At 69.2% G+C, this 14,573-nt stretch carries 14 protein-coding genes; 11 read left to right on the forward strand and 3 right to left on the reverse strand.

Features of this window, described 5'->3' with window-relative positions; all coding sequences use genetic code 11:
- Positions 1-42: 42 nt before the first annotated feature.
- A complete protein-coding gene (locus tag LGR64_RS01760; protein WP_230354912.1) occupies positions 43-1,047 on the forward strand; it encodes a Bug family tripartite tricarboxylate transporter substrate binding protein in 1,005 nt (334 codons plus the stop codon).
- Between the two features lie 16 nt (positions 1,048-1,063).
- Here the strand turns inward: LGR64_RS01760 and LGR64_RS01765 are convergent, their stop codons facing one another.
- On the reverse strand, positions 1,064-1,918 hold the full coding sequence (locus LGR64_RS01765; protein ID WP_063328323.1) for a LysR substrate-binding domain-containing protein: 855 nt from the start codon (positions 1,916-1,918) through the stop codon (positions 1,064-1,066).
- A 131-nt stretch (positions 1,919-2,049) separates the two neighbouring features.
- On the opposite strand from LGR64_RS01765, the gene LGR64_RS01770 reads away from it, so the two are divergent.
- Positions 2,050-2,463 carry a VOC family protein gene (locus tag LGR64_RS01770; protein WP_012207434.1) on the forward strand — a complete coding sequence of 138 codons (414 nt, stop codon included), beginning with the start codon at positions 2,050-2,052 and terminating at the stop codon, positions 2,461-2,463.
- Positions 2,460-3,422, forward strand: coding sequence for a 2-hydroxyacid dehydrogenase (locus tag LGR64_RS01775; RefSeq protein WP_230354913.1), 963 nt, complete (start codon positions 2,460-2,462; stop codon positions 3,420-3,422). The genes LGR64_RS01770 and LGR64_RS01775 overlap by 4 nt, the downstream gene beginning before the upstream one ends.
- Before the next feature lie 17 nt (positions 3,423-3,439).
- Here LGR64_RS01775 and LGR64_RS01780 read toward each other — a convergent pair whose 3' ends face one another.
- The gene (locus LGR64_RS01780) at positions 3,440-4,330 is read right to left on the reverse strand and encodes a LysR substrate-binding domain-containing protein (RefSeq protein ID WP_230354914.1); all 891 of its coding nucleotides are present in this window, start codon (positions 4,328-4,330) and stop codon (positions 3,440-3,442) included.
- A 156-nt stretch (positions 4,331-4,486) separates the two neighbouring features.
- Between LGR64_RS01780 and LGR64_RS01785 the strand changes: the two genes are divergently transcribed.
- On the forward strand, positions 4,487-4,882 hold the full coding sequence (locus LGR64_RS01785) for a RidA family protein (RefSeq protein WP_016445482.1): 396 nt from the start codon (positions 4,487-4,489) through the stop codon (positions 4,880-4,882).
- A gap of 86 nt (positions 4,883-4,968) precedes the next feature.
- Here the strand turns inward: LGR64_RS01785 and LGR64_RS01790 are convergent, their stop codons facing one another.
- Entirely contained in the window at positions 4,969-5,913 is a 945-nt protein-coding gene (locus tag LGR64_RS01790; protein ID WP_013800697.1) for a LysR family transcriptional regulator, read from the reverse strand.
- Positions 5,914-6,068: 155 nt separating this feature from the next.
- On the opposite strand from LGR64_RS01790, the gene LGR64_RS01795 reads away from it, so the two are divergent.
- From LGR64_RS01795 to LGR64_RS01825, 7 genes are all read left to right on the forward strand, one after another.
- Positions 6,069-6,929, forward strand: coding sequence for a fumarylacetoacetate hydrolase family protein (locus LGR64_RS01795; protein WP_230354915.1), 861 nt, complete (start codon positions 6,069-6,071; stop codon positions 6,927-6,929).
- 14 nt (positions 6,930-6,943) lie between these two features.
- Positions 6,944-9,040 (forward strand): hydantoinase/oxoprolinase family protein, encoded by a 2,097-nt coding sequence (locus tag LGR64_RS01800; protein ID WP_047217157.1) that lies wholly within the window; start codon positions 6,944-6,946, stop codon positions 9,038-9,040.
- The gene (locus LGR64_RS01805) at positions 9,037-10,827 is read left to right on the forward strand and encodes a hydantoinase B/oxoprolinase family protein (protein ID WP_230354916.1); all 1,791 of its coding nucleotides are present in this window, start codon (positions 9,037-9,039) and stop codon (positions 10,825-10,827) included. The genes LGR64_RS01800 and LGR64_RS01805 overlap by 4 nt, the downstream gene beginning before the upstream one ends.
- A gap of 8 nt (positions 10,828-10,835) precedes the next feature.
- Positions 10,836-11,201, forward strand: a complete 366-nt coding sequence (locus tag LGR64_RS01810) for a hypothetical protein (protein ID WP_034398970.1) — start codon at positions 10,836-10,838, stop codon at positions 11,199-11,201.
- A complete protein-coding gene (locus LGR64_RS01815) occupies positions 11,198-12,298 on the forward strand; it encodes a CobW family GTP-binding protein (RefSeq protein ID WP_230354917.1) in 1,101 nt (366 codons plus the stop codon). Before LGR64_RS01810 ends, LGR64_RS01815 begins: the two co-directional genes overlap by 4 nt.
- 46 nt (positions 12,299-12,344) lie before the next feature.
- Complete coding sequence (locus tag LGR64_RS01820) at positions 12,345-13,343, forward strand: tripartite tricarboxylate transporter substrate binding protein (RefSeq protein WP_088163726.1); 999 nt, start codon at positions 12,345-12,347, stop codon at positions 13,341-13,343.
- Positions 13,344-13,421: 78 nt separating this feature from the next.
- Positions 13,422-14,540, forward strand: coding sequence for a porin (locus LGR64_RS01825; RefSeq protein WP_230354918.1), 1,119 nt, complete (start codon positions 13,422-13,424; stop codon positions 14,538-14,540).
- Positions 14,541-14,573: the final 33 nt, after the last annotated feature.

Raw genomic sequence — 14,573 nt, forward strand, 5'->3', positions numbered from 1 at the left:
GATTCCCGCCTTCCCCCTCAAGCCACTGCCTGGTGCACTTTCATGAATCCACTTGCCTTGCCCACACGCCGCTCGCTCCTGAAAATCGCCGCCGGCCTGCCGCTGGCGCCCCTGATGCTGCAGCCTGCCGCGGCCTCGGCGCCCGGCCCGGTCAGCCTGATGGTGCCCTACCCGGCAGGCGGGCCCAGCGACGTCAGCGCCCGCATTCTGAGCAAGCCCATAGGCGAGGGACTGGCGGCCAAGGTGATCGTGGAAAACCTGGGCGGCGCCACGGGCACGATTGCCGCATCCAAAGTGCTGGGCGCCAGGGCCGACGGCAGCATGTTCTTCCAGGGCACGCAGAACGAACTCATCCTGCCGCCGCTCACCAACAAGGCCGTGCGCTACCAGCCCGATGCGTTCGAGAACCTGCAGTACATCACCGTCACCCACCTGGTGCTGCTGGTGCGCTCGGGCCTGCCGGCCCGGAACATGCAAGAGTTCCTGGCGCTGGCCCGCTCGCGCAACGAAAGCAATTCGCTGACCTACGGCTCGGTGGGCGTGGGCTCGCTCTACCACCTGATCACCGAGTACATGGGCAAGGTGGTGAAGGTGCCGTTCACGCACGCGCCCTATGCGGGCACGGCACCCGTGATCCAGGACCTGGCCGGCGGCCAGATCGACTTCAGCATCATGCCGTTCCAGGCGTCCATGCTGGAGATGATCCGCACCGGCCGCTTCCGGGCGCTGGCCGTGCTGTCGCGCAACCGGCCTGCCGTGCTGTCGGCCGTGCCCAGCATCACCGAAGTGCCGGCGCTGCGCGATTTCGAGTACGCCAGCCTGGCGGGCTACTTCGTCAAGCGGGGCACGCCGCAGGATGTCAAGCAGCGCCTGAACCAGGCCATCGGCCAGGCCCTGCTGGACCCGCAGGTCATCGCCAGGCTGGAGGCCGACGGCCGTGATGTCGCCAAGCCCATGGGCCTGGACGATGCGGCGGCCGCCTATGCGCGCGAGATCGCCAAGTACCGCGAGATGATCCGCGTCACGGGCTACGTGCAGGCGGATTGAGAGCGAAGGCCGCAACCTACGCGAGTGCGCCCTCCAGCAGCTCGGCCATGCGCGGCAGGTCGGGCTCGGCGCTGGTCACCAGCAAGATGGCGCGCTCATAGGCGGCGCCCGCAATGGGCAGCATGCGGCAGTCGCCCATGAAGCGTTCCAGGCCTGTCCAGTGCGGCACCAGGCCCACGCCCATGCCGTCGGCGGCCAGCATGGCGATGGCCTCCAGCGCATCGAGATCGCACAGCACCGCAGGCTCCAGCCCCTGGTCGGCCAGCCAGTCGGCCGCATGGCGGCCACCCCAGGCATCGGGGTCGTAGCGTATGTAGGGCAGGCTGCGCAGCAGCGTGGCAGGCCGGCCGCGTGCCTGGGGCGGGGCCAGCAGCACCAATGGCTCGCGGCGCAACTGCACGCTGCGCAGCGCTTTGGGCAGTTCAAAAGGGGGCGCCACGATGACGGCGGCATCGAGCTCGCCGGCCTGCAGCATCTGGAACAGCGCGCGCGAGGTGCCCGGCACGATGACGGGCCGGCACTGTGGCGCCGCCTGCGTGAGCTTGCGCAGCGCGGCCGGCAGCATGCCGGTGAGCGCGGTCGAGATGGCGCCGATGCGCAGCGTGCCGGCCAGCCCATCGGCACTGGCATCGCTGCCCAGCAGCGCGGCCTCGCGCACCAGGCGCCGCGCGCGCGGCAGCAGGGCCAGGCAGGCCTGGGTGGGGCGGGCCGCATGGCCGCTGCGCGAGAGCAGGGCAAAGCCAAGCTCGCGCTCCAGCGCCTGCACGCGCTGGCCCACGGCGGCGGCGGTCAGGTGCTCGGCGCGCGCCGCATCGGCGATGGAGCCGCTGTCCACCACGGCGATCAGGCTCTTGAGATAGCGGGTCTCCAAAAGATTTCCTTGGGGATTGCAAAGAAATCAACGCTATCACTTTTGAAAAGCCTCTGCTAGGCTCGCGCCACCCACGGCAGGCCACGGCCTGCGAACCTGCCTGCACCACAAGCACAACCAAAGGATCAGCCATGCGCACCAGTTTCCACCTTGCCTACCATGTCCGCGATCTGGACGAAGCGCGCGCCTTCTACGGCACGCTGCTCGGCTGCCAGGAAGGCCGCAGCACCGAGACCTGGGTGGACTTCGACTTCTTCGGCCACCAGATCTCGCTGCACCTGGGCGAGCCCTTCCCGGTCACGAACACCGGCCGCGTGGGCGACCACATGGTGCCCATGCCCCACCTGGGCCTGGTGATGGCCATGGACGACTGGAAGGCCCTGGCCGCGCGGCTGTCGGGCGGCGTGGTGGACTTCGTGCTGCAACCCGGCATCCGCTTCGAGGGCGAGCCCGGCGAGCAGGCCACCATGTTCTTCCGCGACCCCAGCGGCAATCCCATCGAGGTCAAGGGCTTCGCCGACCTGGACAAGGTCTTCGCCAAATGAGCGGTTCGCTGCCCTCGCTGCCACCGCTCCCCTTCGTCTGCGCACCCGGCTACCCGGCAGCCCAGGCCTGGCTGCAGGCCCTGCAGGCCGCCCTGCCCGAGGAGCGCGTGGTGGCGCTCGACGCGCTGGATGCCGACCAGCGCGCGGCCTGCGAGGTCGCCATCGTCGCCAATCCCCAGCCTGCCGACCTGCGCACGCTGCCGCGCCTGCAATGGGTGCACAGCGTCTGGGCCGGCGTGGAGCGCCTGGTGGCCGACCTGGGCGATACCGACCTGCACATCGTCCGCCTGGTGGACCCGCAACTGGCCGACACCATGGCCGAGGCCGTGCTGGCCTGGACCCTGTACCTGCACCGCGACATGCCGCGCTATGCCCGCCAGCAGGCCGCGCGCCAATGGCTGGCGCATGACGGCGTGCGCGCGCAGGACAGGACGGTATCGCTGCTGGGCCTGGGCGCACTGGGCAAGGCCGCAGCTCAGCGGCTGCTGTCGGCAGGCTTTCAGGTGCGCGGCTGGAGCCGCACGCCCAGGCACATCGAGGGCGTGCAATGCCATGCAGGCGATGCCGAACTGCCAACCATGCTGGCAGGCACCGACATCCTCGTGTGCCTGCTGCCGCTCACGCCGCAGACGCGCGGCATCGTCGGCGCGCAGGCGCTGGCCGCGCTGCCTGCCCATGCCTCGCTGATCAACTTTGCGCGCGGCCCCATCGTGGACGATGCCGCGCTGCGCGCCGCCCTGGACAGCGGCCGCCTGGCCCATGCCGTGCTGGACGTGTTCGAGCAGGAGCCCCTGCCCGAAGCGTCATGGCAATGGGCGCACCCCGCCGTGACCGTGCTGCCCCACATCTCGGCACCCACGGACCGCGCGACGGCATCGGCCATCGTGGCGGGCAACATCCGGCGCTGGCGCGCCAGCGGCGAGCTGCCGCAGGCGGTGGACGCGGCGCGGGGCTATTGAGGGCGGCTACGGTTCGGCTACGGCACGGCCATGGACTGGCTTCTGAGCCAGTCCATGACGGCGCGCACATGGGGACCCGGCTTCCGTTGCTCGCCCACGGCCAGATGGTAGGTATGGCCGGTGATCGAGGGGCCGAAGGGCTGCAACAGGTGACCGGCCGCAATGTCCTCGGCCACCAGGGCCAGGCTCACCAGGGCAATGCCATGACCGGCAATGGCCGCCTGGATGGCATGGCCCTCGTCGGAAAAGCGCAGTTGCCCCGCCGGTGAATTCCAGGCCAGGCCTGCCTCGTCAAACCAGCGCTCCCAGGTGGGATTGCTGGCGTGCGCCGTCTTCCAGTCAAAGCGGATCAGCGGCAGGCGGGCCAGGTCGGCCGGACCCAGCACGCCCAGCCGGGGATTGGCCACGGGCGCAAAGCGGTCGCTGAACAGGGGCTCGGCCACCAGGCCAGGATAGGGGCCGCGCCCGTAGCGCACGGCGATATCGACGGCATGGGAGCGCAGGTCCACCACATCGTCCGAGGCCTGCAGTTGCAGGTCCACCTCCGGGTGCATCGCCCGGAAGCTGGCCATGCGCGGCACCAGCCATTTCACGGTGAACGCATTGGTGGCCGAGATGCTGACCTGGGCGCGCAGGCGCTTTTGCTGCAGGCGCTCCAGCGTGGCGGCAAAGGCGTCGAAACCGTCGCGCAGCACCGGATAGAGCTGGGCGCCGGCCTCGGTCAGCACCACCTTGCGTACCTGGCGATCGAACAGCGCCAGGCCCAGCTGTTCCTCCAGCGCGCGGATCTGGTGGCTGATGGCCGTGGGTGTCACTGCCAAGTCGTCGGCGGCCTGCTTGAAGCTGCCCAGGCGGGCGGCGGCCTCGAAGGCGCGCAGTGCGGAAAGCGGTAGCTGATTGCGTTGCATGAGGGCTGGAGGACGCAAGGGGCGGGTGAGGAATGGGGTGAGGAAAACTCATCTTATGCCTGACAAATGAACCTTTGTCGCAATCATCCGGCTTCCCTATCGTCCACCCATGCCCCAAGCGCGATCCTGCCGGGGATGGATGAAGGAAATGAAACCATGCTGCACCGTGTCACCACGCAACCCGACCCCTACGAGCCGTTTTTGCTGTCACAAGGCATTCGCTTTGGCGAGCTGCTGTTCATCTCCGGCCAGGCCGGCGCCGGAGACGATGGCCGCATCGTGCCGGGCGGCTTCCTGGCCCAGGGCCGGCAGGCGTTTGCCAATCTGCGCCGCGCGCTGGAGGCGGGCGGCTCCAGCCTGAAGGACGTGATCAAGGTCACCATCTTCGTCACCGACATGGGCCACTTCGACGAGGTGGTCGCCTTGCGCCGCGAGTTCTTCGGCGCCCCTTATCCGGCCGACACGATTGCCCAGATCCAGGCGCTGTACGACCCGGCGGCCATGATCGAGATCGAAGCCATTGCAGCCGTGCGTGATGGCCAGGCGCGCTGACATGGTTGCGGCCGTTCTGGTCCGATGGCCTGGCCACGGCGTGCATGGCCTGCGACTGGAGCCGATGGGGCCGATATCTGATCCCTTCAACCGCCGAGCAGTCCCGAGGTGCTCAGCGGCCCCGGCGACAGCTGCTGCCCCCAGGCCTGCGTCAATGCCTCGATGGCATCGCCCACCACGCGGCAGGCCTGGGTGAGCTTGCCGTGCCGGGGCAGGGCAAGCGTCACATGGCGCACCAGGCCGGGGTTGACCAGGCGGCTGGCCTGCAGCCGGCCCTGGCGCAGTTCGGCATCGATGGAATACGGGCCGATCACCGAGTAGAGGCCGGGCGCGTGGGCCACGAGCTCCTTTTGCACGGTCAGCGAGTCGGCCTCGGCGGCAGCCGCGAGCCGAAAGCCGTGGCTGTGCGCGGCCTCATCGAGCGCGTCGCGCCAATGGCTGGGGCGTCGCGGCAGCACCAGTTGCAGGCCGTCGAGCGCGGCGAACTCCGTGGTGGGCGCCAGGGTCAAGGGATCGCCAGGGCGCGACACCAGATAGCTGTGCGCGGTGCTTAGCAGCCGCTCGTCGCCGCCGGCCGGGCGCGCGAAGCGAAAGAGGATGGCCAGGTCCACGGCACCGCTGTCCAGCAGCGCGTCGAGCTCCGTGCCCTGGGCCTCGGTGATGTTCAGGCGTATGCCCGGGTGCTCGCGCTGCAGCCAGTCGAACACATGCGTCATCAGCGGGTGCGCGGCCGAGGGCACGATGCCCAGCCGCACCTCTCCCCATAGCTGGCCTGCGTCCGCACGCAGCGTTTCCTGCAATTGCTCGGTTTCCTGCAGCCAGCTGCGCAGCCGCAGCGCGGCCCGCGCGCCCAGCGGTGTCAGCGTGACGCCCCGGCCCGTGCGCCGCAGCAAGGGGCCGCCCAGAGACGCTTCGAACTCGCTGATCTGCCGGCTGATGTGCGACTGCACGGTGTGCCGCCGTGCCGCGACCTTGCTGATGCTGCCGGCTTCGGAGACCTCGAGGAAGAGCTTGACGCTGGGCAGGTGCATGGTGGTTACCCGGTTGAGGTATGCCTGATGAGGCAATTCTGAAAGCCTGAAATTCTATCTATCCAGATATCAACGGGATTTCTACAGTGCAGTCATGCCTTGCCAGCGGCCTTGCCGTGGCAGGTTTTCCAGACACCGAACCTAAGGAAAATCCGTTGAAACTCGCCAGCTTCATCCATGCCGGACAGCCCCGCTACGGGCAGGTTCTGGCCGAGCGCTTCCTGCTGCCGCCCGCCGACTTTCTCGCCCGCCATCCCGACCTGCTGTCCGTGCTGCGCGCACAGGCGCTGGGCGAGCTGGAGCAGGCCTTGCAGGCCGGCGCCGTGTCCGTCGATGCGGCGCAGACCCAGGCGCTGCCCGTCATCCCCAACCCCGGCAAGCTCATCTGCGTGGGCCTGAACTACAAGTCCCATGTGGCCGAGACGCGGCGCGCCGACAGCGAGCACCCGTCGCTGTTCCTGCGCTTCAACGACAGCCTGGCCGCCGATGGCGACGAGCTGCTGCGCCCGGCCTTTTCGGAGCGTTTCGACTGGGAGGGCGAGCTGGCCTTCGTCATCGGCCGGGGCGGGCGCCACATTGCAAAGGAAGATGCCTTCGACCACATCGCCGGCTATGCCTGCTTCAACGATGTGAGCGTGCGCGACTGGCAGCGCCATACGCACCAGTTCACGCCCGGCAAGAACTTTCCCGGCACGGCGCCCTTCGGCCCCTGGCTGGTCACGCGCGACGAGGTGGCCGACGTGCGCAGCCTGGCGCTGCAGACGCGCCTGAACGGCAGCGTGGTGCAGCAGGCCAGCCTGGGCGACCTGATCTTCGACATCCCCACCATCGTGGCCTATGTGTCGCGCTTCACGCCGCTGTCGCCCGGCGATGTGATCGCCACGGGCACGCCGGGCGGCGTGGGCGACCGCCGCGAGCCGCCTCTGTACATGAAGCACGGCGATGTGGTCGAGGTCGAGATCACGGGCCTGGGCGTGCTGCGCAACCGCATCGGCACGGATACCGCTGCCGTCTGACTCCGGAGAATTTCATGGATAACCAACAAGCGATTTCGCAGCGGCCCCGGCTGCGCATTGCCGTCGATATCGGCGGCACCTTCACCGACATGGCGGCGTTCGACGAGGCCAGCGGCCAGCTGCTGTTCGGCAAGGCCCTGTCCACGCATGGCGAGCTGGTCAACGGCATCCAGGCCACGATAGACAGCGCGGGCATCGACTGGCGCGACGGCCATCTGTTCCTGCATGGCTCCACCATTGCCATCAACACGCTGCTGGAGCGCAATGGCGCCCACACCGCGCTGCTGATCACCGAGGGCTTTCGCGACATCTACGAGATCGGCCGCGTGAACCGGCCCGATGCCTACAACCTGTTCTTCAACAAGCACCAGCCGCTGGTGCGGCGCTCGCTGCGCCATGAGGTGTCCGAGCGCCTGCGCGCCGACGGCAGCCTGCACAAGCCGCTGGACGAGGCAGCCGTGCGCGAGCTGGCCCGCGAGCTGGCAGGGCAGGGCGTGGAGGCCGTGGCCGTGCTGCTGCTGCACTCCTACCGCAACCCGGCGCACGAGCAGCGCGTCAAGCAGATCCTGCAGGAAGAGATGCCGGGCGCCTTCGTCTGCGCCTCGCACGAGCTGTCGCAGGAGTACCGCGAGTTCGAGCGCGTGTCCACCGCCGTGGCCAATGCCTATGTGGGGCCGCGCGTGTCGCAGTACCTGGGCCAGCTGGAGAGCCACCTGGGCGGCAAGGGCTTCGAGGGCGATTTCTACATCGTGCAGTCCACGGGCGGCCTGTTCCCGGTCGAGCACGCCAAGGTGGGCTGCGTGCGCATGCTCGAATCGGGTCCGGCGGCCGGCGTGATCGGCGCCCAGGCCATCTGTGCGCAATTGGGCATGGGTGATGCCATCGCCTTCGACATGGGCGGCACCACGGCCAAGGCCGGCGTGATCAGCGAGGGCCGGCCGCTGACCACGGGCTCGGCGCTGATCGGCGGCTACGAGCAGGCCCTGCCGATACAGATCCCGATGATGGACATCCACGAAGTGGGCACGGGCGGCGGCTCCATCGCCCGCGTGGAGACGGGCAACGCGCTGCGCGTGGGCCCGCAGAGCGCCGGCTCCATCCCCGGCCCCGTGGCCTATGGCCGTGGCGGGCTGGAGCCCACGGTGACCGACGCCAACCTGGTGCTGGGCCGGCTGGACGCGGAGCATTTCCTGGGCGGCGAGCTGCAGCTGGACATGGACGCCTGCCAGCGCCAGATGGCCGAGCGCGTGGCGACCCCGCTGGGCCTGGAGCCCACCGAGGCGGCCGACGGCATCCTGCGCATCGCCGTGACGCAGATGTCGCATGCCGTCAAGGCCGTGACCACCGAGCGCGGCCTGGATGCGGGCAGCTTCACCATGGTCGTCTACGGCGGCGCGGGTCCGCTGCACGCCTCGGCCATTGCGCGTGAGATCGGCATCCGCAAGGTGCTGATCCCCTATGCGCCCGGCTATTTCTCGGCCTACGGAATGCTGTTCTCCGACCTGCGCTACGACTACGTGCGCTCGGTGTTCCGCAAGCTGGGCGAGGTGTCCTTCGAGGAGATCGAGGCCGCCTACCAGAGCATGGAGGACGAAGGCCGCGCCGCGCTGGCGCAGTCCGGCATCGCGCCGGACGGCATCGTGATCGAGCGCGCCGCCGACATGCGCTACGTGGGCCAGGAGCATGCGGTGACCGTGGACCTGCCCATGGCCTTCTTCGAGGGCAGGGACCGCTCGGCCATCAAGCGCCAGTTCGACGAGCTGCACAAGGTGCGCTACGGCACCTCGGCCCCGCAGGAGCCGGCCGACCTCGTGAGCCTGCGCGTCACGGTGCTGGGCACGATGAAGAAACCGCCCAGGCACAGCGTGGAACGCGGCAGCGCCGAGCCCAGCCGTGCCTCCGTGCGCACGGTCAAGCCCGTCTATTTCCGCTCCAGCGGCTGGGTGGACACGCCGGTGCATCTGCGCGAGCGCCTGCTGGCGGGCAACGAGATCGCGGGGCCCGCGCTGATCGAGGAACACGCATCCACCACCGTCGTGCAGCCCGGCGACCGGCTGCGCGTGGACGAACTGGGCAATCTGCAAATCGACATCGGGAGCGACCGCACATGAACCACCCCACTGACTCCAGGCCCGTCGATCCGGTCACCGTCGAGATCATCCGCAACGGCCTGTACGCCGTCACGGAGGAGATGAAGACCAACCTGACGCGCACGGCCTACAACCTCATCATCTACGAGGCGCTGGACTTCACGGTCGGCCTGTTCACGCGCGAGGGCGACACGGTGTCCATCGGCCTGGGCCTGCCCATGTTCATCCGCGGCATGTCGGAGACGGTCAAGGCCAAGATCCGCCACTTCGGCTACGAGAACATCCTGCCGGGCGACATCCTGGTCACCAACGATGCCTACACCACCGGCAGCCACCTGAACCACTTCACGTTCACCATGCCGGTGTTCCATGAGGGCCGGCTCGAAGGCTTCACCTGCTGCATGGCCCACTGGCTGGACGTGGGCGGCACGCTGGGCAACGTCACCACGGACATCTTCAGCGAGGGGATACAGATCCCCATCATGAAGTACCAGCGCCAGGGCGAGGTCAACCAGGACCTGATCGACATCATCGCGATGAACGTGCGCCTGGCCGAGCGGGCCCTGGGCGATCTGCGCGCGCAGATCACGGCCATCACCACGGGCGAGCGCCGCTATGTGGAACTGCTGCAGCGCTATGGCGTGGATGCGGTCAACGGCGCCATCGCGCAGATCATGGATTCCAGCGAGGCCGTGGCGCGCAAGAACACGCTGTCGATTCCCGATGGCGTGTACGAGGCCGAGTCCTTCATGGACGACGACGGGCTGGACATCGGCAAGCGCATTCCCATCCGCGTCAAGGTCACGGTGCAGGGCGACGAGATGACGGTGGACCTGTCGGACGTCTCCAAGCAGGTGCGCGGCTTCTACAACTCGGGCTTCACCACGGGCATCGCCTGCGCGCAGGTGGCCTACAAATGCCTCACCACGCCGACCGACTACCCGGTCAACGACGGGAGCTTTCGGCCGCTCAAGGTGATCATGCCCATGGGCACGGTGATCAGCGCCGAGAGGCCCTATCCCATGCGCGTGTGGATGACCTTCCCCATGACGGTGATCGACACCATCTTCAAGGCCCTGGCGCCGGCGATTCCCGACCGCTCCATCGCGGGCCACCATGCGGACCTGGTGTTTCCCAACATCCATGGCATCTCGCCCGAGGACGGGCGGTTGTTCATCGTCGGCATCGGCCCGCTGGGCGGCGGCTGGGGCGCCAAGAGCCGTGAGGACGGCGTGTCCGTCACCGTCTGCATCAATGACGGCGACACCCACAACAGCCCCACCGAGCAGCTCGAGGCCAAGTACCCGGTGCTGGTGGAGAAGTACGAGATCCGCCAGGACTCGGCCGGTGCGGGCCAGTACCGGGGCGGCCTGGGCGCGGAGATGGTGGTGCAGGCGCTGTCGCCCTTCACCGTCACCACGCGCATCGACCGCGTGCACTGCAAGCCCTGGGGCCTGGAGGGCGGCGGCGACGCCATGGGCAACGGCCTGGCCGTGCGCCACAAGGGCGATTGGAAGACCGACCATGCCAACGCCAAGATCTTCAACGTGCGCCTGGAACGCGGCGATGCCTACCGCATGCTGTCGGGCGGCGGCGGGGGCTTTGGCGACCCGCTGGCGCGCGAACTGGACAAGGTGGCCGAGGACGTGCGCGAAGGCTATGTGAGCGCCCAGGTGGCCCGCGAGGTCTACCGCGTGGCGCTGGATGGCCAGGGACAGGTGGACCACGAGGGCACGCAGGCGCTGCGCAGCGGCCGGTCTCCGTCGGCCGCAACGGCAACCTCAGCCGTGGCCTGGGACGGGCAGTGAGCACGGCCATGGCGTCCGACCACGCCCTGCAGGCCGGCCGGCTCTGGGACCTGTGGTGCGCCCTGGCGCTGCGCCATGTCGCGCTGGGCGGCGCCTGCGCCTGCGGGGCGGGCGGCATCAGCCTGCGGCTGGAGGACTTCGAGCTGGACATCGTGGACTACCTGCAGGACGGGGGCGAGCGCTGCGAGCAGCCCGAGGTGGCGGCCTGGTTCCGTGCCCGGCCCGCAGCCGGGCAGGGCGCGCAGCCGCTGCGCGGCCTGCTCGATGCGCTGGGCTCGGACGAGGTGCCGCAGGCCGTGGCGCAGTGGGCGCTGGCGCGGCTGGAGCGCACGCTGCGCTCGTTCGCCGAGGTGCATGGTGGGGTGGCGTCATGAGCGGGCATTTCTCCAGCCTGCTGGCCCTGCCCGAAGCGGCGGGCCAGCGCATTCCGGTCACCGTGCTCACGGGCTTTCTGGGCAGCGGCAAGACCACGCTGCTCAACCGGCTGCTGGCGCTGCCGGACCTGCACGGGACGGCCGTCATCGTCAACGAGTTCGGTGCGGTCGGCATCGACCAGGACCTGACCAGCCTGGCCTGCGAGGACACGGTGCTGCTGGCCAATGGCTGCCTGTGCTGCAGCGTGCGCGGCGATCTGGTGGAGGCGCTGGAGCGCCTGGCCCTGCGCGAACAGGGCGCGCCGCGCCGCGTGCTGATCGAAACCAGCGGCCTCGCGGACCCGGGGCCGATACTGCGCTCCTTCCTGGGCGAGCCCGCCGTGCGGGCGCGCTATGCGCTGGCCGGCGTGGCCTGCACGGTCGATGCCGTGCTGGGCAGCGCCACGCTGGCAGGCTATCCCGAAGCCGTGCGGCAGCTGGCTGTGGCTGACCTGTTGCTGCTGACCAAGACAGATTTGCTGGGCGGCGCACAGCCCGCTGCGCAACTGCTGGCCCAGGTGCAGGCCATCAACGGCGAGGCGCCGCAAGGCATGGACCCCGCCCACCATGTGGCGCTGCTGCAGCGGCTGATGTCGGAAGGCGCGACGGGGCAGGAGGACGCCGCTGCGGGCATGCTCCAGGCACCCGGCTACCGGGCCATGGCCCAGCCTTTGATGGCTCCGGTGACAGCGCCGGTGACAGCGCCGGCAGGCGCGCACCGCGACGGCATCTCGTCCTTTGTGCTGCAGCGCGACGAGCCCCTGCCCGCGCAGGCGTTCGGCGAATGGATGGACTGGGTCACGGCCATGCGCGGCGATGACCTGCTGCGCGTCAAAGGCATCGTGCACCTGCAGGAGCACCCGGACCAGCCCCTGGTCATCCATGGCGTGCAGCACCTGTTCGCCCCGCCGCAGACGCTGCCCCGCTGGCCGGGTGCCGACCGGCGCACGCGCATCGTCTTCATCACGCGGGGGCTGGATGCCCAGGCCCTGGACGACACGCTGAGCGTGCTGGTGCGCAGGCACAGGCGGCATGCGCCGAATCATGACCCGGGCTGAGCCACGCAACGGCCGGCCCATTTTCAAAAGAAACAGGAGACAAAGCATGAAAACTCTGACACGGCTGAAGGGGCCGGTGCTGGGCGCCTTACTGGGTGCGCTGGCTGCCTTGCCCATCGCCAGCATGGCCTCGTCCAGTGCGCCCGCCGCCTTTCCCGAGCCGGGCAAGATGGTCAAGGTCATCGTCCCCTTCGTGGCGGGCGGTGGCGTGGACAGCGCGGCGCGCCTGTTCGCCGAGCAGTTGCGCAAGCAGTTGGGCACGACGGTCATCGTCGAGAACCGCGTGGGCGGCAGCGGCGTGGTGGGGGGCCGTGCGGTGCTGGCGGCCGCCCCCGATGGCTACACCCTGCTGTTCTCGGCCGCCACGCATGTGCTGGCCAAGCAGGTGCTGGCCCATCCGCCCTATGACCCGCAGACAGACTTTGTCCCCGTGGCGCGCGTGGGCGAGGCGCCGCTGATGCTGGTGATCTCGCCGCAGCTGCCCCACAGCAAGCTGGGCGAGGTGCTGGCCGCAGGCGCCAAGAGCACGTGGACGGCGGCCATTCCCGCCGTGGGCGCACCCAGCCACCTGGCCACGCTGCTGCTGGCCCAGCAGGGCCGCATGCGCCTCGAGTACGTGCCCTACAAGGGCACGCAGCCCGCGCTGGTGGATGTGGGCGGCGGCCATGTGGACCTGCTGCTCGACTCCATGGTCTCCGTGCTGCCCCTGGCCAAGGCCGGCAAGGTGCGGCCGATTGCCATCACCTCCGGCAAGCGCAGCCCGCTGGCGCCCGAGGTACCCACCATGCAGGAAAGCGGCCTGCCGCGGTTCGCCTATACGTCCTGGTACGGACTGTGGGCGCCCAGGGACACGCCTGCCGACCGGGTGCAGCGGCTGAACCAGGCCTCCAACGCGGCGGTGGCCGAGCTGGCCAGGTCCGGCGCCTTCGCGAGCCTGGGCATCGACACGGTTTCGGAAAGCACCGAGCAGTTCAAGCGCTTCATCGCCGCCGATGTGGCGCAGAGCGCCGCGCTGCTCAAAGGCGCGGGCTTCAAGCCCGAGTAGCCGGGCAGACCCCGGCACACGCCCGAGAAAAACAAAGAGCAAAGAGCAAAGCAAAGCAAAAAACCACAAGGAGACAACATGCAGGTTTTCATACGCCAGGCCCTGGCTGCCTCGCTGGGGCTGGCCGCCGCGCATGCGGGCGCGCAGTCCTCGGTATCGATCTCGGGCACCGTCGATGTGAGCGTCAGGCAGGTGCGCAACCAGGGCCTGGGAACGGTCACCTCGCAGGCCAGCGGCGCCAACTCCACCAGCAAACTGGTATTGCGGGGGCAGGAGGACCTGGGCGACGGCCTGAGCGCGGGCTTCTACCTGGACGGCAGCCTGCTGGCCGACACCGGCGCCATGGGCGCCAGCGGCCCGTTCTGGGACCGGCGCTCCACGGTCAGCCTGGCCTCGCGGCAATGGGGCGAGCTGCGGCTGGGGCGGGACTGGGTGCCCACGCACCTGGTGTGGAGCGGCTTCGATCCGTTTGCCACGCTGGGCATCGGCAGCGCCAATGGCTTTCGCTCGTTCACGGCTTCCCGCGCGCTGGGCCAGGCCTTCGGCACGGCGCCGGAGTCGCAGGCTGCCAATCCCACGCTGCGCGTGAGCAATGCGGTGGAGTATTTCCTGCCGGCCGGCCTGGGCGGGCTGCAGGGCGTGTCCGGCAGCCTGATCGCCACCTTGGGCGAGAAGGGCGCCACGGCGGCAGGCCAGACGCGCGGCAACGGCTTTCGGCTGGGCTGGGCGGGCGCGGGCTGGAACGTGGCGGGCGCGCAGTTCACCACGCGCAACACCCTGAGCGGCATCCATTTCAAGGACCAGAGCTACGGTGTCTCCTACGACTTCGGCTGGCTCAAGGCCAGCCTGGCCCAGCGCCGCTGGGTCCATGGCGAGGACCGCACGGTCAACACCCTGGTGGGCATGAGCGTTCCCGTGGGCAGCGGCGTGGTCAAGCTCAGCTATGTCAAGGCCGACCAGAAGGGCGCGACGGCGGCGCAAAGCGCCAGCGATGCCGACCTGTGGGCGCTGGGCTATGTGCACTCGCTGTCGCGGCGCACGGCGCTGTACGCGCATGCGGCCCGCATGTCCAACCGCAATGGGGCGGCCTTCGCCATTGCCGGGGGTGCGGCTGTCAGCGGCAATCCGGCAGCGGCCAATTACTTTGGCGGGCGCGCCTCCACGGCCTTCGAGCTGGGCATCCGGCACGACTTCTGACGGGGAGCGTGGGCTGCGTACGCGCTGGTTCGT

The organism is Delftia sp. Lp-1, assembly GCF_020523835.1.
Classification (GTDB): Bacteria; Pseudomonadota; Gammaproteobacteria; order Burkholderiales; family Burkholderiaceae_C; genus Comamonas; species Comamonas acidovorans.

Excerpts from the sequence above, each read along its gene's own strand:
- LGR64_RS01760 (WP_230354912.1), top strand. The coding sequence starts at position 43 with ATGAATCCACTTGCCTTGCCCACACGCCGCTCGCTCCTGAAAATCGCC.
- LGR64_RS01770 (WP_012207434.1), top strand. The coding sequence starts at position 2,050 with ATGCGCACCAGTTTCCACCTTGCCTACCATGTCCGCGATCTGGACGAA.
- LGR64_RS01775 (WP_230354913.1), top strand. The coding sequence starts at position 2,460 with ATGAGCGGTTCGCTGCCCTCGCTGCCACCGCTCCCCTTCGTCTGCGCA.
- LGR64_RS01780 (WP_230354914.1), bottom strand. The coding sequence starts at position 4,330 with ATGCAACGCAATCAGCTACCGCTTTCCGCACTGCGCGCCTTCGAGGCC.
- LGR64_RS01785 (WP_016445482.1), top strand. The coding sequence starts at position 4,487 with ATGCTGCACCGTGTCACCACGCAACCCGACCCCTACGAGCCGTTTTTG.
- LGR64_RS01790 (WP_013800697.1), bottom strand. The coding sequence starts at position 5,913 with ATGCACCTGCCCAGCGTCAAGCTCTTCCTCGAGGTCTCCGAAGCCGGC.
- LGR64_RS01800 (WP_047217157.1), top strand. The coding sequence starts at position 6,944 with ATGGATAACCAACAAGCGATTTCGCAGCGGCCCCGGCTGCGCATTGCC.
- LGR64_RS01805 (WP_230354916.1), top strand. The coding sequence starts at position 9,037 with ATGAACCACCCCACTGACTCCAGGCCCGTCGATCCGGTCACCGTCGAG.
- LGR64_RS01810 (WP_034398970.1), top strand. The coding sequence starts at position 10,836 with ATGGCGTCCGACCACGCCCTGCAGGCCGGCCGGCTCTGGGACCTGTGG.
- LGR64_RS01815 (WP_230354917.1), top strand. The coding sequence starts at position 11,198 with ATGAGCGGGCATTTCTCCAGCCTGCTGGCCCTGCCCGAAGCGGCGGGC.
- LGR64_RS01820 (WP_088163726.1), top strand. The coding sequence starts at position 12,345 with ATGAAAACTCTGACACGGCTGAAGGGGCCGGTGCTGGGCGCCTTACTG.
- LGR64_RS01825 (WP_230354918.1), top strand. The coding sequence starts at position 13,422 with ATGCAGGTTTTCATACGCCAGGCCCTGGCTGCCTCGCTGGGGCTGGCC.